The organism is Paracoccus sp. SY (assembly GCF_002901215.1).
In the GTDB taxonomy this organism is placed as follows: Bacteria; Pseudomonadota; Alphaproteobacteria; order Rhodobacterales; family Rhodobacteraceae; genus Paracoccus; species Paracoccus acridae.
This window is the reverse complement of record NZ_NWMQ01000002.1, coordinates 208,143-226,684: the sequence shown is the minus strand read 5'-3', so window position 1 is coordinate 226,684 and position 18,542 is coordinate 208,143. Positions and strand designations below refer to the sequence as shown.

Sequence of the window (18,542 nt, the reverse complement as noted above, 5' to 3'; positions counted from 1 at the left end):
GTCACGCCGCCCGCGCCAGGTCAGAGCCGTTGAACCAGTCCGCGAAGGCCTGCTGTTCGGCGGGGGTCAGGTGCAGGTAATGCTTGGTGCGGCGCATCAGGATGTCCTCGGGCGTTTGCGCCCATTCGCGGGCGACCAGATAGCGGACCTCGGCTTCATAAAGATTGCCGCCGAAGTGGCGGCCAAGGTCCGCCATGTTCATCGCCCCCGCCGCGACATCCCTGATCCGCGCGCCGTAAAGGCGGGCGTAATGGACGATCAGCGGGCGCGGCATCCAGGGATGCAGTTCGCGCTGCAGGTTCAGGAAGGATTCGAAATCGGCGTTGGCGATCTCGCCGCCCGGCAGAGGGGCGGTTTCGGTCCAGTCCGGACCCATGCCCGGGAAGATGCCCTTCAGCTTGTGCATCCCGCGTTCGGCCAGCTCGCGGAAGGTGGTGATCTTGCCGCCGAAGATGTTCAGAAGCGGCGCGCCGCCGGTCGTATCCAGGTCGAAGACGTAATCGCGCGTCACGGCCGAAGGATTGCCCTTGCCGTCGTCGAACAGCGGGCGCACCCCCGAAAACGCGTGCAGCACGTCCGAGGGACGCAGCTTTTCCTTGAAATAGCGGTTCACGGCGGCCAGCAGATAGTCGATCTCGTCCTGACCCACGGCCACATCCTCGGCCCGGCCCTCATAGGCGACATCGGTGGTGCCGATCAGCGCCTTGTCGCCTTCATAGGGGTTCACGAAGATCACCCGCTTGTCGTGGTTCTGGACCAGATAGGCCTGCTGGCCGGACCACCATTTCGGCACGATGATATGGCTGCCCTTGACCAGCCGGACCTTGCGGGCGGAATTCGCGCCCGCGACGTTGCTGATGATGTCGCTGACCCAGGGGCCCGCGCAGTTGACGATGCAGCGGGCGCGGAAGCTGCGGATCTCTCCCGTGACCTCGTTGCGGGTCTGGACGGTCCAGGCGCCGTTCTCGCGCCGGGCGGAAATGCAGGGGCTGCGGGTCAGGACCTCGGCCCCCTTTTCGGCCGCGCCGACGGCGTTCAGGATCACCAGGCGCGCATCGTCCACCCAGCAGTCGCTGTATTCGAACCCCTTGTGATACTGGTCCAGCAAGGGCGCGCCTTCGGGATCGCGGCGCAGATCCAGCGTGCGGGTGCCGGGCAGCTTCTTGCGCCCGCCCAGGTGGTCGTAAAGGAACAGGCCCAGGCGGACCAGCCAGGCGGGGCGATCCTCGGGTGAATGGGGCAGCACGAAGCGCATCGGCCAGATGATATGCGGGGCCGCGTTCAGCAGCACCTCCCGCTCGATCAGGGCCTCGCGGACCAGGCGGAACTCGTAGTATTCCAAATAGCGCAGGCCCCCATGGACCAGCTTGCCCGACCGGGACGAGGTGCCTTGGGCCAGATCGTCCTTTTCGCACAGCACGACCTTCAGCCCCCGTCCGGCGGCGTCGCGCGCGACGCCCGCGCCGTTGATGCCGCCGCCGATGACGAAAAGGTCGATCATGTCGGTGTCAGGGGTCATAGGGATTGTCCTTTCAGGGATCGGGCGGCGGCAAGCGCGTCCCATGCGGGCACCAGGGCCCGGCGCGAGGCGGTGAAGGCCGGGAACAGCGCGTCATAGGCCGCGACAAGCGCGGGATCGGGTTCTTCGGGCCGGCCCAGCAGGGGCGTGACCCATTCGGCGATGCAGCTTTCCATGTCGGGATAGGCGCCGATGGCGACGGCGGCCATCATCGCGGCCCCCGCCGCGCCCGCCTCGTCGCGGTCGGACACACGGACGGGGGCGTTCAGCGATGCCGACAGGATGGCGCGCAGGCCCCGCGACCGCGCCGCTCCGCCCGTCAGGCGCAGTTCGGACGGCAGCGGCCCCATGGCGGCATAGCAGTCGCGCATGGCCATGCCCAAGCCCTCGGCCACGGCGCGGATCAGGTCGGGATAACGGTGGCCCGCCGACAAGCCGACAAAGCCCGCCCGCGCGTCGGCATTGACGAAGGGCCCGCGTTCCCCGGCATCCGAGATATAGGGTTGATAGACGATCTGGCCGGGGGCGGACTGCGCCAGCCACCCCTCGATATGCGCGACCAGGTCGCGATGGGTCACGGACTGGCCCATGTCGGACATGATGCCCGCCGCGATGCCCAGCACCCAGTCCAGGTTCAGCGTCGCCGCCATGTTGGTCTGGACCTGCGTGACGATGCCGGGGATGGGCAGGCAAATGACATAGCCCGTGCCCTCGTCGTTCAGATGCACGTCGCCTGCGCGGACCGCGCGCAGGTGGACGCCGGTCGATCCCACCGTGGAACAGGCCACGTCGCCCGCCGCGCCGCCATAGACGCCCGCGCCAAGCGCGGTCATCACCATGTCCACATAGCCCAGGGCGACCGGCGTGCCCGCCAAAAGCCCCGTCTGGCGCGCGGCATCGTCCGTCAGCGGATGCGTGACCTGGGTTCCGTCGATGATCGGCGGCAGCAGGGCGCGGCGATGGCTCAGCCCAAGCGCGTCGATCACCGCGTCGTCATACTGGCGGCTGCGGAAATTGCCGAAGGTGAAGCTGGCTTCCGACGGATCGGTCGCCCGCACACCCGTCAGGTTCAGGTAAAGCCAGTCCTTGCAATGCAGCGCGACCTCGGCCCCGTCCAGCAGGGCGGGCGCGTGGGCGTCCATATGCGCCATCTGGCTGCCCTGCTGGCAGGTGTTCAGGCCGGTGCCCGTCGCCTCGAACCGGGCGCGGTTGGCGGGGCCGGCGGCAAGGCGCGCCACGGTCGGCGCGGCGCGGGCGTCCAGCCACAGCCAGGCATCCCCCACCGGCCCGCCCTTCCCGACCAGCCAAGTCCCGTCGCCCTGCGCCGTCACCGACAGCGCCGCCGTGCGCGCGGCCAGGCCTTCGACCTTGGCGCCCAATCCGCACAGCGCCGCCGCGCAGTCGTCCCAGGTCTGGCGCAGCGGTTGCGTGGCCGATCCGTCGGCGCCCGAATGATAGCGGTTGGGCACGGATGCCGCCGCGATCTGCCCGCCCGACAGGTCGAAGGCCACCGCCTTGATGACCGAGGTGCCCGCGTCGATGCCGATCAGGATGTCACGGCCGGGCATGGATCAGTCCCTTGCGCGTCAGGCCCAGTTTCGCGGCAGTCATTCCAAATCCTCCTGCGCGGGTCCATGGCAGGACCGCGCCCCGTTCCCGGATCCATACACGAAAGGACAAGCATCGTGAATGCATTTTTTTGCAGACACCGTAAATAATTTCAGCTAAGGTCGGGATCAAGGACAGGTTCCGTCAGAGGAGGCGGGCCGCCTGCCGGGCCTTGCGGCCAATCAACGCAGGTCCGCGACAAAGGTTACAAGGGGGGATGACATGCCCAGAACACAGGCGATGACGGCGCGCAGCCGGTGGGGAATTTTACCCTGCGGCGCCTGTTCCGCAGCCTTCCGCCACTCCCTCCAGGACATCCGGGGCCTTCAGCCATGACCCACAGCACCACCTCCCATCAACCCGCCCCCAAGGCCCCTGCCCCGTCGCGGCGCGGGATGCTGCTGGGGGTGGCGGCCATCGTCGTCCTGGCGGGCGCGATCGCGCTTGACACCACCGTCGTCCCCATCGGGTCCGAGGCCGATGTCCGCGTCCAGGCCTTTTCGCCCGACAGCTATGGGCAGCAGGAATTCCCGCGCATCCAGGCCTTCGTGAAGGAAAAGGCCGTGGATGCCGCGACGCTGGCGCCCGAGGTGCTGGCCGACAAGGACGCGGCGGCGCAGAAATACGGCACGGCATCGTCCACCGGGGCGATCATGTTCGTGACCCTGACCGGCGTCGCGGGCGAGGCGCGCTCGGGCGTCTATCCTCTGACGGTCGAGGGCGTGCCCGAAGACATCACCGTCCGCGTCCAGACCGGCCCCGCGATCAACGGCACCGACCTGCGCGACGCGCCGGGCGACATCGCCTTTGGCGACTTCAAGAACCAGATCGAATACCAGGACGCCGGATCGGGCATCAACCGCGCCATGAAGGCCGCCGTGCTGGACGGCATCGACACCGCCAGCCTGACCGGCAAGTCCGTCACCGTCACCGGCGCCTTCCGCCTGATCAACCCCAAGAACTGGATGATCACCCCGGTCGAGGTCGCGGTTCAATGACCCGGCAGACCCAAGGCGATCCCGACGCCCGCGAAGTGGTCCTGGCCGCGCGCAACGTCGCCAAGTCGTATGGCAACGTCCATGCGCTGAAGGGCGTGAACTTCGACATCCATCGCGGCCAGGTCACCACCCTGTTCGGCGAGAACGGCGCAGGCAAGTCCACGCTGATGAAGATCCTGTCGGGCGTGATCCAGCCCACCACCGGGCAGATCATCCTGGACGGCCAGCCGGTCAGCTTCGCCAACGCGAACGAGGCCCGCGACCGGGGCATTTCCATCATCCACCAGGAACTGTCGCTGGCCCCGAACCTGTCGGTCCGCGACAACATCTTCATGGGCCGCGAGCTGCGCGGCCCCATGGGCGTCGATTTCGCCGAGGAGGAACGCCAGGTCCGCCGGTTGATGGAGGAACTGGAGGAGGAGATCGACCCCCTGACCCCGGTCGAGGAACTGCGCCTGGGCCAGCAGCAGATCGTGGAAATCGCCCGCGCCCTGTCGGTGGACAGCCGCATCCTGATCATGGACGAACCCACCAGTGCGCTTTCGGCATCAGAGGTCGAGGTGCTGTTCAAGGTCATCCGCGACCTGACCGCACGCGGCGTCAGCATCGTCTATATCTCTCACCACCTGGAAGAAGCGCTGACGATCACCGACCATGCCGTGGTGCTGCGCGACGGGACCATGACGGCCTATGCGCCCCGCGCGGACATCGACCTGGAATGGATCGTCCGCAACATGGTGGGCGAGAATTACGACCTGGGCAGCCCGCCCGACAGCGCCAGGGGCCAGGTCGCCCTGTCGATCCGCAACCTGTCGGTGCCCGACCAGACCGGGCAGGATCTGGTGCGCAACCTGTCGCTGGACGTGAAGGCGGGCGAGATCGTCTGCATCTATGGCCTGATGGGCGCGGGGCGCACCGAACTGCTGGAAACCTGCGCGGGACGGCTGCGCGCCAGCGGCGGAGAGATCGTGCTGGAAGGGCAGGAGATTTCTCACCTGCCCATCGGCGAACGCATCGCCCGCGGCTTGGCCCTGGTCCCCGAGGATCGCCAGCGCGACGGCCTGGTCCAGACCATGAGCGTGGGCCAGAACCTGTCGCTGGCATCCATCCGCAACTTCACGCGGGGGCTGTTCACCAGCAGCCGCACGGAACGCAGGCTGATCGACGACAGCATCCGCAGCGTCACGGTCAAGACGTCCGGCGGGGGCGCGCCCATCGGATCGCTGTCGGGGGGCAACCAGCAGAAGGTCGTGATCGGCAAGATGCTGGCCACCAACCCCAAGGTCATCATGCTGGACGAACCTTCGCGCGGCATCGACATCGGCGCCAAGGCCGAGGTCTTCCGCCTGCTGGCCGAAGGCGCGCGCCGGGGCCTTGCCGTCATCTATTCCACATCCGAGGTCAGCGAATGCCTGTCCATCGCGCATCGGATCATCGTCATGCACAAGGGCCGGATCTCGGCCGAATTCGATTCCACCGTTTCCAAGGAAAAGATCATGGCCGCCTCGGGCGAGTCCGTGGCTGCCTGATGGGCCGTTGAGCGAGGAAAACCTATGTCTGCCACCACCACCGCGCCCAAACAGGACGGCTTCAGCATCGGCCGCCTGCTGCTGGAAGGCCGCGCCTTTTTCGCCCTGATCGCGATCATCGCGGTCTTTTCCTTCCTGTCGCCGAACTATTTCACGGTGTCGAACTTCCTGATCATGTCGTCGCAGGTGGCGATCTATGGCATCCTGTCGGTGGGCATGCTGCTGGTGATCCTGAACGGCGGGATCGACCTGTCGGTCGGGTCCATCCTGGCGCTCTGCGGGGTCTGCGCGGGCGCGATGATGCAGGGCGTCACGCTGGAATGGGCAGGGGTGATCCTTTATCCGCCGGTCTGGGCGGTGGTCGTGCTGACCATCGCCATCGGCGCGGCCGTTGGGGCGCTGAACGGCGTGCTGGTTGCCTTCTTCAAGGTGCCGCCCTTCGTCGCCACCCTGGGCGTGATGTATGTGGCGCGCGGGGTCGCGCTTCTGATGACGAACGGGCTGACCTACAACAACCTGCGCGGCCAGGAAGCCCTGGGCAATACCGGCTTCAACTGGCTGGGCTTCAACCGGCTGTGGGGGATCCCCATCAGCGTGATCGTGCTGGCCGTGGTGGCGGTGCTGGCGGGGCTGATGCTGTCGCGGTCGGCCTTCGGCCGGTGGCTTTATGCCTCGGGCGGGAACGAACGGGCCGCCGAACTGTCGGGCGTGCCGGTGCGGCTGGTCAAGATCACGGTCTATACCATCTCGGGGGCGCTGTCTGCGGTGGCGGGGCTTGTGCTGGCGTCGCAGCTGACCTCGGCGGGGCCAACGGCGGGGACCACCTATGAACTGACGGCCATCGCGGCGGTGGTGATCGGGGGCGCGGCGCTGACCGGCGGGCGCGGCGGCGTGCGCGGCACGATGCTGGGCGCCTTCGTGATCGGCTTCCTGTCGGCGGGCCTGGTGATCATCGGCGTCAGTTCATACTGGCAGACGGTCTTCACCGGCGCGGTGATCGTGCTGGCCGTGCTGATGAACTCGATCCAATATGGGCGCGGCGGGCGCAAGTCCTGACCGGCCAAGCCTTCCCGTCCGGGCCGAAAGGGTCCGGGCGGCAACCCTGCCGCAGGCGGCAGTTTTACCAACCCAGAGGGAGAGAGAGTATGTTCACCATGACCCGCCGCGCGCTGCTTGCCGCTGCCGTCGCCATGCCGATGATGGCAGGCGCCGCCTCGGCCGAGGGGCTGATCACCATCATCGTCAACGACCCCGCGAACCCCTATTGGTTCACGGAAGGCGAGGTCGCCAAGAAGACCGCCGAGGAACTGGGCTATACCGCCAACGTCGCCGCGCACCGGGGCGACACCAACACCGAAAGCACCCTGGTCGATACCGCGATCACCAACAAGTCGGTCGCGCTGATCCTTGACCCGGCCAATGCCGACGGTTCCGTGGGCGCGGTGCAGAAGGCCGTGGACGCGGGCATCCCCGTCTTCCTGGTCAATGCCGAGATCAACCAGGAAGGCTTGGCCAAGGCGCAGCTGGTGTCGAACAACGCCCAGGGCGCAGCCCTTGGCGCGCAGGCCTGGGTCGAGGCCGTGGGCGATGCCGGCAACTATGTCGAACTGTTCGGCGCGCCGTCCGACAACAACGCCCAGACCCGGTCCAACGGCTTCGAGACCGTGCTGACCCAGTATCCCGACCTGGTGAAGGTCGGCCAGGAAGTCGCCAACTGGGACCGCACCCAGGGCTATCAGAAGATGCAGTCGCTGCTGCAGGCCAATCCCGACATCGTCGGCGTGATCTCGGGCAACGATGAAATGGCGCTTGGCGCCATCGCCGCCCTGAAGGAAGCCGGCAAGCTGGAACAGGTCAAGGTCGGCGGCTTCGACGGATCGCCAGACGCGGTCGAGGCCGTGAAGGCGGGCGAGCTGCAATACACCGTCCTGCAACCTGTCGCCGTCTTCGCCGAGGAAGCCGTCCGCCAGGCCGACAACTTCATCAAGAACGGCTCGACCGGCGTGGATACCGAAAAGCAGTTGTTCGACTGCATCCTGGTGACGGCCGACAATGTCGATCAGATGACCGAGCCGTTCACGCTGTCGCAATAAGACAAGCTTTCAGGAAGAACGGCTTTCAGGAAGAAGGGGCGCGGATCACCGCGCCCCTTTTTGCGTTCATTCGGCCATTTCGTCTTCCCGCCAAGCATGGTCGGGGTCGGGCTGGCCCGCGTCGTCATGTTCGGCCAGCCAGTTTTCCGCATCCAGCGCCGCCATGCAGCCCATGCCCGCGCTTGTGACCGCCTGGCGATAGACGTGGTCGGTCAGGTCGCCCGCCGCGAAGACGCCGGGGATCGAGGTGCGGGTGCTGCCCGGTTCGACCTTCACATAGCCGCCGTTGTGCAGTTCAAGCTGGTCCTTGACCAGTTCGTTGGCGGGCGCATGGCCGATCGCCACGAAAACGCCGTCCGCCGGAACCGTGCGCGTGCTGCCGTCCACGGTCGAGGTCAGGACCGCGCCCGTCACGCCCAGCGGCGTATCCACGCCCTGCACTTCGGTCAGGGCGTGGTTCCAGATCACCTCGACCTTCGGGTGGTTGAACAGGCGCTGCTGCAAGATCTTTTCGGCCCGCAGGCTGTCGCGACGGTGGACCAGCGTCACCTTGCTGGCGAACTTGGTCAGGAACAGCGCTTCCTCGACCGCGGTGTTGCCGCCGCCGATCACCACGACCTCGCGGTTGCGATAGAAGAAGCCGTCGCAGGTCGCGCAGGCGGAAACGCCGAAGCCCTTGAACTTCTCCTCGGACGGCAGGCCCAGCCAGCGGGCCTGCGCACCGGTCGCCAGGATCACCGCATCCGCCGTGACCACGCGCCCGCTGTCGCAGGTGGCGGTGAAGGGACGCTTCTGCAGGTCCAGCGCCGTCACCATGTCCACCACGATCTCGGTGCCCATGGCGCGGGCATGTTCCTCCATCTTGACCATCAGCTCGGGGCCCTGGATTTCCGTCTCGCCCGGCCAGTTTTCCACTTCGGTGGTGATGGTCAGCTGTCCGCCGGGCTGCATCCCCTGGATCAGCATCGGGTTCAGCATGGCGCGCGCGGCATAGACGGCGGCGGTATAGCCCGCCGGGCCAGAGCCAATGATCAGAAGTTTGACATGCGTGCTATCGGTCATCTTGCGCCCCATCCGGTGTTTGTGCATGAGGTAGTCCTTCCCACCGGAAATCGCAACGCGGGACGCGTGCCGAAAGAATGTTGCGCGCATTCGGCCTGCGCTGTAGTTTCCGGAAACGCTCAAGACCCGATCAAGAAAGACCTCCATGGCTGGCGCGAAACTGGACGACATCGACCGCAAGATCCTGGCCGAATTGCAGGCCGATGGCCGGATGACCAATGTCGAACTGGCCCGCCGCGTCGGCATCTCGGCGCCCCCCTGCCTGCGCCGCGTCCGCGCGCTTGAGGAAACCGGCTTCATCCGCGGATATCACGCCGACATCGACGCCCGCGAATTGGGATTCGAGGTGCAGGTCTTTGCCATGGTGCGCCTTGCCAGCCAGTCCGAACGCGACCTGTCGGCCTTCGAGGCCCTGGTGCAGGGCTGGCCCCTGGTCCGGGAATGCCACATGCTGAACGGAGAGATCGACTTTATCCTGAAATGCGTCTCGCCCGACCTGTCCACCTTCCAGCGTTTCCTGACGCAGTCGCTGACGGCGGCGCCCAATGTCGCCAGCGTCAAGACATCGCTGGTGATCCGGGCGGCGAAGGATCAGCCGGGCGTGCCCTTCGAGGTGGTCGAGGAACGGGTGCGCGAGGCGGGGTGAAGGGCGGGGGCCAGCCCCCGCACCCCCGGGATATTTCAGCCAGAATGAAGATCAGCGCGCGGCGTGGCGCCGTTCGATCGCCTGCCAGATCGCCTCGGCCGCGTTGATCCCGTCGAAGCGTTCCAGTTCCTGGATGCCGGTGGGCGAGGTCACGTTGATTTCGGTCAGCCAGCCGTCGATCACGTCGATGCCGGTGAAGATCAGGCCCTTTTCGCGCAAGGTGGGGCCGATGCGCTTGCAGATTTCGTATTCGCGGTCGGTCAGGCCGATCTTCTCGGCGCGGCCGCCCACATGCATGTTCGACCGGGCCTCGCCTGTCTGGGGGACGCGGTTGATCGCGCCGACGGGTTCGCCATCGACCAGGATGATGCGCTTGTCGCCCTTGCTGACGGCGTGGATGTATTTCTGCGCGATCATGGGTTCGCGGTTGATGCCCGCGAAAAGCTCCAGCAGGGCCGACAGGTTGCGGTCCTCGGGGTCCAGGTGGAAGACCCCTGCCCCGCCGTTGCCGTAGAGGGGCTTGACGATGATGTCGCCGTGCCGGTCGCGGAAGGCCCGGATGGCGGCGGGGTCGCGGGCGATCATGGTGGGCGGCGTCAGGTCGGGAAAATCCAGCACCATCAGCTTTTCCGGGCAGTTCCTGACCCAGAAGGGATCGTTCACCACCAGCGTCCCCGGATGCACCCGGTCCAGCAGATGGGTCGAGGTGACATAGGCCATGTCGAAGGGCGGATCCTGGCGCAGCCAGACCACGTCGAAATCGGACAGGTCCACCTCGGCCCATTCGCCGAAGGTGACGTGGTTGCCTTCCTCGCGGCGCAGGGTGACGGGGCGGCCGCGGGCGATCACCCGCCCCTCGTCATAGCGCAGCTGGTCCACCGTGTACTGGAACAGCCTGTGGCCGCGCGCCTGAGCCTCGAGCCCGATGCGGAAGGTGCTGTCCCCGGTGATCGAGACATGTTCGATCGGGTCCATCTGCAGGGCGACATACAGGCTCATCTTGTCCTCCTTGGGCGGCTTGGCTCCGCTTGTCGCCCGGCGTCCTGCTGGATGCAAGCCGCCGCTGCATTGACTTGCACGCGCGCTGCCCCAAGTGATAGACGGGCGTCGATTTTGAGAAAAGCTGGCCGCTGGCCCGCAGGAAAGGCAAAAACCGCATGGCGATGGACAAGACCAGCTTCGACAAGGGCGACCTGCTGGCCTGCGCACGGGGCGAGCTGTTCGGCCCCGGCAATGCGCAGCTGCCCGAGCCGCCCATGCTGATGATGGACCGCATCACGGAGATTTCGGAAGACGGCGGCGAACATGGCAAGGGCCATGTGGTGGCCGAATTCGACATCACCCCCGACCTGTGGTTCTTCGCCTGCCATTTCCCCGGCAACCCGATCATGCCGGGCTGCCTGGGCCTGGACGGGCTGTGGCAGCTGACCGGCTTCAATCTTGGCTGGCGCGGCTGGCAGGGGCGCGGCTATGCCCTGGGCGTGGGCGAGGTGAAGCTGACCGGCATGGTCCGCCCCGACCGCAAGCTGCTGCGCTATCACGTCGATTTCACCAAGGCCGTGCAGACGCGGCGCCTGACCATGGGCGTGGCCGACGGCCGCGTCGAGGCGGATGGCGAAACCATCTACCAGGTCAAGGACATGAAGGTCGCGCTGTCGTCCAACTGACGGCGGCCCATCAACCAAAGGAGAAGGCCCATGCGGCGCGTCGTCATCACCGGCCTTGGCATCGTATCGCCCATCGGCAACAACGCCGACGAGGTCACCGAAAGCCTGAAGGCGGGCCGTTCGGGCATCGTCTTCGCCCCGGAATATGCCGAACACGGCTTCCGCAGCCAGGTCCACGGCATGCCGCAGATCGTGCTGGAAGACCATATCGACAAGCGCAACCTGCGCTTCATGGGTCCGGGCGCGGCCTATAATTTCCTGGCCATGGAACAGGCGATCAAGGATTCAGGGCTTGAGGAAAGCGACGTCTCGAACGAGCGCACCGGCCTGATCATGGGATCGGGCGGGCCGTCCACGTCGAACTTCTTCCTGGCGCACCAGACCGTCATCGAAAAGGGCAGCCCCAAGCGCATGGGGCCGTTCATGGTGACGCGCTGCATGTCGTCCACCAATTCGGCCACGCTGGCCACGCCCTTCAAGATCAAGGGCGTGAACTATTCCATCACCTCGGCCTGCGCGACATCCGCGCATTGCATCGGCAACGGGGTCGAGCAGATCCAGATGGGCAAGCAGGACATCGTCTTCGCCGGCGGCGGCGAGGAACTGGACTGGACGCTGTCCTGCCTGTTCGACGCCATGGGCGCCATGTCGTCGAAATACAACGACACGCCCGAAACCGCCTCGCGCGCCTATGACGCGACCCGCGACGGCTTCGTGATCGCGGGCGGCGGCGGCGTGGTCGTGCTGGAGGAACTGTCCCACGCCCTGGCGCGCGGCGCGAAGATCTATGCCGAAGTCACCGGCTATGGCGCGACCAGCGACGGATACGACATGGTGGCTCCGTCCGGCGAGGGTGGCGAGCGGGCGATGCGCGTGGCGCTGGCAACCCTGCCCGAAGGGCGCAAGGTCAGCTATATCAACGCGCACGGCACCTCGACCCCTGTAGGCGACGTGGGCGAGGTCAAGGCCGTCCGTCGCATCTTTGGCGAGGGCAACACGCCGCCGATCAGCTCGACCAAGTCGCTGACCGGGCATTCGCTGGGCGCGACCGGGGTGCACGAGGCGATCTACAGCCTGCTGATGTTGCAAAATGACTTCATTGCAGCCTCTGCAAACGTGACCACTCTGGACCCCGACCTTTCGCCAAGCGAGATTGCGACAAGCCGGGTGGACAATGCCGGTCTTGATTCCGTGCTGTCGAACAGCTTCGGGTTCGGGGGAACGAACGCCACCCTGCTGATGTCGAAATACCAGGAATAGGTAGGGCCGGTACATGGGCGATCTTCTTCAAGGCAAGCGCGGGCTTGTGATGGGGGTCGCCAACGACCATTCCATCGCCTGGGGCATCGCGAAGGCGGTGTCGGACCAGGGGGCGGAACTGGCCTTTTCCTATCAGGGCGAGGCCTTCGGCAAGCGGGTGCAGCCCCTGGCGGCATCGGTCGGGTCGGATTTCCTGCTGGACGTGGACGTGACCGACGACGCATCGCTGGACGCGGCCTTCGGGGCGATCACCGAACGCTGGGGCAAGCTGGACTTCGTGATCCATGCCATCGCCTTTTCCAGCAAGAACGAACTGACCGGCCGCTTCGTGAACACCAGCCGGGCGAACTTCAAGCACAGCCTGGAAATTTCCTGCTATTCCCTGATCGAGGTGGCGCGGCGCGCCCATCCGCTGATGGCGGCCAGTGAATCGGGGGGCGGGTCGCTGATCACGCTGACCTATGGCGGGTCGAACCGGGTGACGCCCTTCTACAACGTGATGGGGGTTGCCAAGGCCGCGCTGGAATCGACGGTGCGCTATCTGGCGAACGACCTGGGCCCCGACGGTATCCGCGTGAACGCGATCAGCCCCGGCCCGATGAAGACCCTGGCGGGCGCGGCCATCGGCGGGGCGCGCAAGACCTTCCGCCATACCGAGGCCAATGCCCCCCTGCGCAAAAACGCCACGCTGGAGGCGATCGGCGGCACGGCGGTCTGGCTGCTGTCGGACTGGGGCGCCTGCACCACCGGGGAAATCGTGCTGGTCGATGGCGGCTATCACGTCCTGGGAATGCCGCAGAGCGAGAATTTGTGAGGACAGGCCGGGGGCCAGCCCGTCGCCGATCGGTTCTCGAACCGATGGCGCACCGACCGGCGACCCCCGGGATATTTGGGCACAGAAGATGGGCGGCATGTTCTTCACGGCGGATGACGGGGCGCGGCTGGCCTATTCGGACCAGGGCGAGGGGCTGCCGGTCCTGTGCCTGGCCGGGCTGACGCGGAACATGGGCGATTTCGATTACCTCGCGCCGCATCTGTCGGGCGTGCGGCTGATCCGCATGGATTATCGCGGGCGGGGGCAGTCCGACCGCACCGGCGCCGCCACCTATACCGTTCCGCAGGAAGGCAAGGATGCGCTGGCGCTGCTGGATCACCTAGGGGTGGACAGGGCCGCGATCCTGGGCACGTCTCGCGGCGGGCTGATCGGGATGCTGCTGGCCGCCGTGGCGCGTGACCGGCTGCTGGGGCTGTGCCTGAACGATGTCGGCCCGGTGATCGAGCGCGCGGGGCTGGAGCGGATCTTCGACTATGTCGGCCGCAATCCGGCGGCGCGGACGCATGCGGCGCTGGCGGAACGGCTGCCTGCCGCCATGCCGGGCTTTGCCAATGTCCCCGATGGCCGCTGGCTGGAGGATGCGCGGCGCCATTACGAGGAAACGCCGGAAGGGCTGCGCATCCAGTATGACCCTGCCCTGCGCGAGGCCTTCTTGGCGGCGTTCGAGGGCGAGTCCCCTGACCTGTGGCCGCTGTGGGATGCAACGGCGGGGCTGCCCGTCGCGCTGATCCGGGGGGCCAATTCCGACCTGCTGTCGGAGGGTGTCGCGGCCGAGATGCTGCGCCGCCGCCCCGACGCGATCATGGCCACGGTGCCGGGCCGCGCCCATGTCCCCTGGCTGGACGAGCCGGAGTCGCTGGATGCGATCAATGCCTGGCTGGATCGCTGCGGGCGCTAGAAGCGCATCCCCACGCTGAAGCTGGCGCCCTCGGTCCCGATGCCGAAATCGGCGGCGCCGAAGGAAAAGCCGATGAGGGCGCCTGTCAGGGCCTGTTGCGCGGTATGTTCGACCGCATGGACCCGGCTTGCCGCCGTCAGCCCCGCCGCGCCGTAAAGGCCGATGCCCGCCGCGCGGTCGTCAGGAAAGCACTTGCCCGCCAGATCCGCCGCGCCAAAGGCCGCCGCGGCGGAATGGCCGGACGGAAAACCCTTCCCCTCGCCATTGGGCCGGATCGATACAGGGGTACCGTCCAGCCAGGTCTTGAGGCCCAGGACCACCGCCGCCTGCAAGGCGCCGCGAAGGGCGAAGTCCTCCAGCCGGTCGTCGCGGGCGGCGCAGACGGCGGCGGCAAGCGGCAGGCCGTATTTCATCGCCGTGCCGAAATCCCCGAACGGGTCGGCCGTGGCGGGTTGGGCCAGGGTCGCCGCAAGGGCGGCGGCTGCCACCAGCTTCAACGCTGCATCGCCTCGACATATTCCATCAAGGCGACCAGGCGCACGGGCGTGGGCGTCGGATTGCCGTCGCCCGCGTCATAGGGAATGGTCGGCCCGTCCAGCAGGTCGCCGAATTGCGGCATCGGCGATTCGCTGCGGCCGGGCGTGAAGCCATAGATATGGCCCATCACCTGCAGGCGCGGGAAGACGCCGCCATTCTTGGCCGCGACCTGCGTCAGATCGACCGGATGGGGGACCATCCCCTCGGTCGCCGGGCCGCCGCCACGACCGTCCGCGCCATGGCAATCGACGCAAAGCGCATTGAAATCGTTGCGCGCCTGCACGCGGTCGGATGCCTGCGGCGCGCAGGCGGCGATCAGGCCCGCCATCGCCAGTCCGGCCAGACCCGCCCCATATGTTGCCTTCATCGCTGCCCCTTTCGCATCGTTTTCCCGACTTTGCCCCGGCGGCACGGGTCACGCAACCGTCTGGTTGAGACGGATCACCCGGTCCATGCGCCGGGCCAGGTCGTGGTTATGCGTGGCGATCAGCGCCGACAGGCCCGTGTCGCGGACAAGCGCCATCAGCATGTCGAAGACCCGGTCCGAAGTCTCGGGGTCGAGGTTCCCGGTGGGTTCATCCGCCAAGAGCAGCGCGGGCGCATTGGCAAGGGCGCGGCAGAAGGCCACCCGCTGCTGTTCGCCCCCCGACAGCGCCGCCGGGCGGTGATCCGCGCGCGCCGACAGGCCCACGCGTGCCAGAAGATCGGCGGCGCGGGCGGCGGCGTCGCGTTGGGGAACGCCGTTGGCAAGCTGCGGCAGGATGATGTTTTCCGCCGCGCTGAATTCCGGCAGCAGGTGGTGGAACTGGTAGACGAAGCCCAGCTCGGCCCGCCGCGCCTCGGTCCGGGGCTTGTCGGGCAGCCCGGTCATGTCACGCCCGTTGAGGATCACGCGCCCCGCGTCGGGCGTGTCCAGCAGCCCCGCGATATGCAGCAGCGTCGATTTGCCCGCGCCCGACGGCGCGACCAGGGCCACCACCTCTCCGCGCGCGACGGACAGATCCAGGCCGCGCAGGACCGGCACCGGGGCGGGACCGTCCTTGCCATAGGTCTTGCCGACCCCTTCCAGCCGCAACACGTCATTCATAGCGCAGGGCCTCGACCGGGTTCATGCGCGCGGCGCGGCGCGCGGGAAAGATCGTAACGACGAAGGACAGGAACAGCGACAGCGCCACCGCGCGGAAGATGTCCCAGGCACGCAATTCGGCGGGCAGGCGATAAATGCCCCGCACCTCGGGCTGCCAGGCGCCCCCGCCGGTCAGGGCGTTCAGCGCGGCCATGATATTGTCCACGTTCAGCGCCAGAAGCACGCCCAGGACCACCCCGGCGATGGTGCCGATGACGCCCGTGAAGGCCCCGCACAGAAAGAAGACCCGCAGCACCGCGCCCTCGGTCAGGCCCATGGTGCGCAGGATGCCGATGTCGCGGCCCTTGTTCTTGACCAGCATGATCAACCCGCTGGTGATGTTCATGGATGCGATCAGCACCAGCACCGACAGGATGACGAACATCACATCATCCTCCATGTCGAGCGCGGCCAGGAACGACCCCGAGGAGTCGCGCCAGTTCCAGACCTGCGCGCCATCGCCCGCCGCCTGAATCAGCGGCAGGGTCCAGTCGTCCACCCGTTCGGGGTCGGCGACGAAGACCTCGATCTCGTCGGCGACGCCCTCGCGGTTGAAATATGACTGCGCCTCGGCCATGGGCATGTAGATGCGGGTGCGGTCGATGTCGTATCGCCCGGCGCTGAAGATGTATGTGACCTCATAGGCCTTGACGCGCGGCGTGGTGCCGATGGCCGTGCGCGCGCCTTCGGGGGCGATCAGGCGGATCCGGTCGCCCAGGCCCACCGCCAGTTCGCGCGCGATGCCCGAGCCGATGGCGATGCCGCGGTCGAAATCCTCAAGGCTGCCGACCGAGGTCTGGGGATCCACGATCCGCGGCATTGCCTTGAGATCATCGAGGGTTACGCCAAACACTTCGGCCACGTTCGAGCTGTCGTTGGCGGTCGCCATGACCTGGCCGCGAACCACGGGAGCCGTCCGCTTGACACCCGGCACCTGCGCCAGCTTCGCGGCCATGGCGTCGTAATCCGCGATCCGGCCGGGGACGACATAGACATCCTCGGTGAATTCGTTGGTGATGCGCTGCGGCGCCATGTAGACCGTCGTATGGGCATTGGCCCCCAGGATCGTGTCCACGAACTCGGCCCGGAAACCCGCGCGCACGGCCAGGGTGGCGATCAGCGCCATGACGCCCAGGGCGATGCCGATCAGGCTGATCCAGGTCATCACGCTGACCCCGCCCTCGGCCCGGCGGGCGCGCAGGTATCGCCAGGCGATGGTGAATTCGTATCGGGAAAACGGTCGGGGTGTGGCCATCGGGACGCCTTGATTTTGCGCGGGGAACCTGACCGGGACGCCCCCAAAGATCAAGCCGACAAAGGCGTGAGGGCTTCTTCGTTGCTCAAATACCCATATTGCGACGGCAGCCCCCAGATGCCACATGAGGGGCATGGCAAAATCCACCAATGCTTTCACCTGCACCGCCTGCGGTGCGTCCCACAAGAAATGGGCCGGGCGCTGCGATGCCTGCGGGGCCTGGAACACCATTGTCGAGGAAGCGCCCCTGTCCCAGGGTCCGGGCCGGGGCCTTGGCGCCCACAAGGGCCGCGCCGTTTCCCTGTCCAGCCTGATGACGACCGAGGCCCCGCCCCCGCGCAGCCTGTCGGGGATGGAGGAACTGGACCGCGTGCTGGGCGGCGGCCTTGTGCCCGGCAGCGCGATCCTGGTCGGCGGCGATCCCGGCATCGGCAAGTCCACGCTGCTGCTGCAAGGCGCCGCGGCCTTTGCCCGGCGCGGTGCGAACGCGGTCTATATCAGCGGCGAGGAAGCAAGCGCCCAGGTCAGGATGCGCGCGCAGCGGCTGGGCCTGGCGGATGCGCCGGTGCGGCTGGGGGCGGAAACCAACCTGCGCGACATCCTGACCACGCTGGACAATGAACGCCCCGACCTTGCCATCATCGATTCCGTCCAGACGCTCTGGTCCGACCAGGTCGAGGCTGCGCCGGGCAGCGTGGCTCAGGTGCGGGCGGCGGCGCATGAACTGGTGACATTCGCCAAGCGCAAGGGCGTGGCGATCTTCCTAGTGGGCCATGTCACCAAGGAGGGCCAGATCGCGGGCCCCCGCGTGGTCGAACACATGGTCGATACCGTCATCTATTTCGAGGGCGAGCGCGGCCACCAGTTCCGCATCCTTCGGTCCGTCAAGAACCGCTTCGGCCCCGCGGACGAGATCGGCGTCTTCGAGATGACCGGCAGCGGCCTGGCCGAGGTCGCCAACCCCTCGGCCCTGTTTCTGTCCGAACGCGGCCAGCCGGTGCCCGGCAGCGCCGTCTTCGCCGGGATCGAGGGCACGCGGCCCGTTCTGACCGAGGTGCAGGCGCTTGTCGCCCCATCCACCCTGGCATCCCCGCGCCGGACGGTCGTGGGCCTGGACTCGGGCCGGGTCAGCACCATCCTGGCCGTGCTCGAGGCGCGCTGCGGCATTCCCTTCGCGGGGTTGGACGTGTTCCTGAACGTGGCGGGCGGGATGCGCGTCAACGAACCCGCCGCCGACTTGGCGATCGCCGGCGCGCTTCTGTCGGCGCGCGAGGACAGCGCCCTGCCCCCCGAGGCGGTGCTGTTCGGCGAAATCAGCCTGTCGGGCGCGCTCCGTCCCGTCGCGCAGGCGGAAAACAGGTTGAAAGAAGCGCAGAAACTTGGTTTTTCACAGGCGATTTTGCCCGACAGCCAGAAGGTCGAGGGCGCAGGGGGCATGAGGATCAACCGCATCGCCGACCTGACGAGATTCGTGGGCGAGGTCTTCGGCGCCGGCTGAAGTGCTTGACT

18 protein-coding genes are annotated in these 18,542 nt (G+C 67.1%); 10 read left to right on the top strand and 8 right to left on the bottom strand.

What is annotated here, in order from left to right; genetic code table 11:
• Window position 1: 1 nt before the first annotated feature.
• A complete protein-coding gene (locus tag CK944_RS02920; protein ID WP_103171530.1) occupies window positions 2–1,519 on the bottom strand; it encodes a glycerol-3-phosphate dehydrogenase in 1,518 nt (505 codons plus the stop codon).
• The gene (locus tag CK944_RS02915; RefSeq protein WP_103171529.1) at window positions 1,516–3,087 is read right to left on the bottom strand and encodes an FGGY-family carbohydrate kinase; all 1,572 of its coding nucleotides are present in this window, start codon (window positions 3,085–3,087) and stop codon (window positions 1,516–1,518) included. Before CK944_RS02915 ends, CK944_RS02920 begins: the two co-directional genes overlap by 4 nt.
• 372 nt (window positions 3,088–3,459) lie before the next feature.
• On the opposite strand from CK944_RS02915, the gene CK944_RS02910 reads away from it, so the two are divergent.
• The 4 genes from CK944_RS02910 (at window position 3,460) to CK944_RS02895 (ending at window position 7,747) form a co-directional block, all read left to right on the top strand.
• Window positions 3,460–4,125, top strand: a complete 666-nt coding sequence (locus tag CK944_RS02910) for a DUF2291 family protein (protein ID WP_205048997.1) — start codon at window positions 3,460–3,462, stop codon at window positions 4,123–4,125.
• On the top strand, window positions 4,122–5,654 hold the full coding sequence (locus tag CK944_RS02905) for a sugar ABC transporter ATP-binding protein (protein ID WP_103171528.1): 1,533 nt from the start codon (window positions 4,122–4,124) through the stop codon (window positions 5,652–5,654). Before CK944_RS02910 ends, CK944_RS02905 begins: the two co-directional genes overlap by 4 nt.
• A 24-nt stretch (window positions 5,655–5,678) precedes the next feature.
• Entirely contained in the window at window positions 5,679–6,710 is a 1,032-nt protein-coding gene (locus CK944_RS02900; protein WP_103171527.1) for an ABC transporter permease, read from the top strand.
• 89 nt (window positions 6,711–6,799) lie between these two features.
• Entirely contained in the window at window positions 6,800–7,747 is a 948-nt protein-coding gene (locus CK944_RS02895) for a D-ribose ABC transporter substrate-binding protein (RefSeq protein WP_103171526.1), read from the top strand.
• Between the two features lie 66 nt (window positions 7,748–7,813).
• Here CK944_RS02895 and trxB read toward each other — a convergent pair whose 3' ends face one another.
• Complete coding sequence (trxB, locus tag CK944_RS02890) at window positions 7,814–8,836, bottom strand: thioredoxin-disulfide reductase (protein WP_239985947.1); 1,023 nt, start codon at window positions 8,834–8,836, stop codon at window positions 7,814–7,816.
• 118 nt (window positions 8,837–8,954) lie between these two features.
• On the opposite strand from trxB, the gene CK944_RS02885 reads away from it, so the two are divergent.
• Window positions 8,955–9,455, top strand: a complete 501-nt coding sequence (locus CK944_RS02885; RefSeq protein ID WP_103171525.1) for an Lrp/AsnC family transcriptional regulator — start codon at window positions 8,955–8,957, stop codon at window positions 9,453–9,455.
• A 51-nt stretch (window positions 9,456–9,506) separates the two neighbouring features.
• Here CK944_RS02885 and gshB read toward each other — a convergent pair whose 3' ends face one another.
• Window positions 9,507–10,454, bottom strand: a complete 948-nt coding sequence (gene gshB / locus CK944_RS02880) for a glutathione synthase (RefSeq protein WP_103171524.1) — start codon at window positions 10,452–10,454, stop codon at window positions 9,507–9,509.
• A gap of 158 nt (window positions 10,455–10,612) precedes the next feature.
• Between gshB and fabA the strand changes: the two genes are divergently transcribed.
• The 4 genes from fabA to CK944_RS02860 all read left to right on the top strand — a co-directional run bounded on the left by fabA (window position 10,613) and on the right by CK944_RS02860 (window position 14,115).
• Window positions 10,613–11,122 carry a bifunctional 3-hydroxydecanoyl-ACP dehydratase/trans-2-decenoyl-ACP isomerase gene (gene fabA / locus CK944_RS02875; protein ID WP_103171523.1) on the top strand — a complete coding sequence of 170 codons (510 nt, stop codon included), beginning with the start codon at window positions 10,613–10,615 and terminating at the stop codon, window positions 11,120–11,122.
• A 30-nt stretch (window positions 11,123–11,152) separates the two neighbouring features.
• Entirely contained in the window at window positions 11,153–12,382 is a 1,230-nt protein-coding gene (gene fabB, locus CK944_RS02870) for a beta-ketoacyl-ACP synthase I (protein WP_103171522.1), read from the top strand.
• 13 nt (window positions 12,383–12,395) lie between these two features.
• Window positions 12,396–13,196 carry an enoyl-ACP reductase gene (locus CK944_RS02865; protein WP_103171521.1) on the top strand — a complete coding sequence of 267 codons (801 nt, stop codon included), beginning with the start codon at window positions 12,396–12,398 and terminating at the stop codon, window positions 13,194–13,196.
• A gap of 88 nt (window positions 13,197–13,284) precedes the next feature.
• A complete protein-coding gene (locus CK944_RS02860) occupies window positions 13,285–14,115 on the top strand; it encodes an alpha/beta fold hydrolase (protein WP_103171520.1) in 831 nt (276 codons plus the stop codon).
• Here CK944_RS02860 and CK944_RS02855 read toward each other — a convergent pair.
• Genes CK944_RS02855 through CK944_RS02840 form a run of 4 tightly spaced genes read right to left on the bottom strand, consistent with a single transcriptional unit; the run spans window position 14,112 to window position 17,033 of the window.
• Window positions 14,112–14,603, bottom strand: a complete 492-nt coding sequence (locus CK944_RS02855; protein ID WP_229665145.1) for a phosphatase PAP2 family protein — start codon at window positions 14,601–14,603, stop codon at window positions 14,112–14,114. The genes CK944_RS02860 and CK944_RS02855 overlap by 4 nt on opposite strands.
• A 5-nt stretch (window positions 14,604–14,608) precedes the next feature.
• Window positions 14,609–15,019: a cytochrome C gene (locus CK944_RS02850; protein WP_103171519.1), complete on the bottom strand. Its 411-nt coding sequence runs from the start codon at window positions 15,017–15,019 to the stop codon at window positions 14,609–14,611.
• A 48-nt stretch (window positions 15,020–15,067) separates the two neighbouring features.
• A complete protein-coding gene (locus tag CK944_RS02845; RefSeq protein ID WP_103171518.1) occupies window positions 15,068–15,739 on the bottom strand; it encodes an ABC transporter ATP-binding protein in 672 nt (223 codons plus the stop codon).
• Window positions 15,732–17,033, bottom strand: coding sequence for a lipoprotein-releasing ABC transporter permease subunit (locus CK944_RS02840; protein ID WP_103171517.1), 1,302 nt, complete (start codon window positions 17,031–17,033; stop codon window positions 15,732–15,734). The genes CK944_RS02845 and CK944_RS02840 overlap by 8 nt, the downstream gene beginning before the upstream one ends.
• 133 nt (window positions 17,034–17,166) lie before the next feature.
• Between CK944_RS02840 and radA the strand changes: the two genes are divergently transcribed.
• Window positions 17,167–18,531 (top strand): DNA repair protein RadA, encoded by a 1,365-nt coding sequence (radA, locus tag CK944_RS02835; RefSeq protein ID WP_103171516.1) that lies wholly within the window; start codon window positions 17,167–17,169, stop codon window positions 18,529–18,531.
• Window positions 18,532–18,542 lie beyond the last annotated feature (11 nt).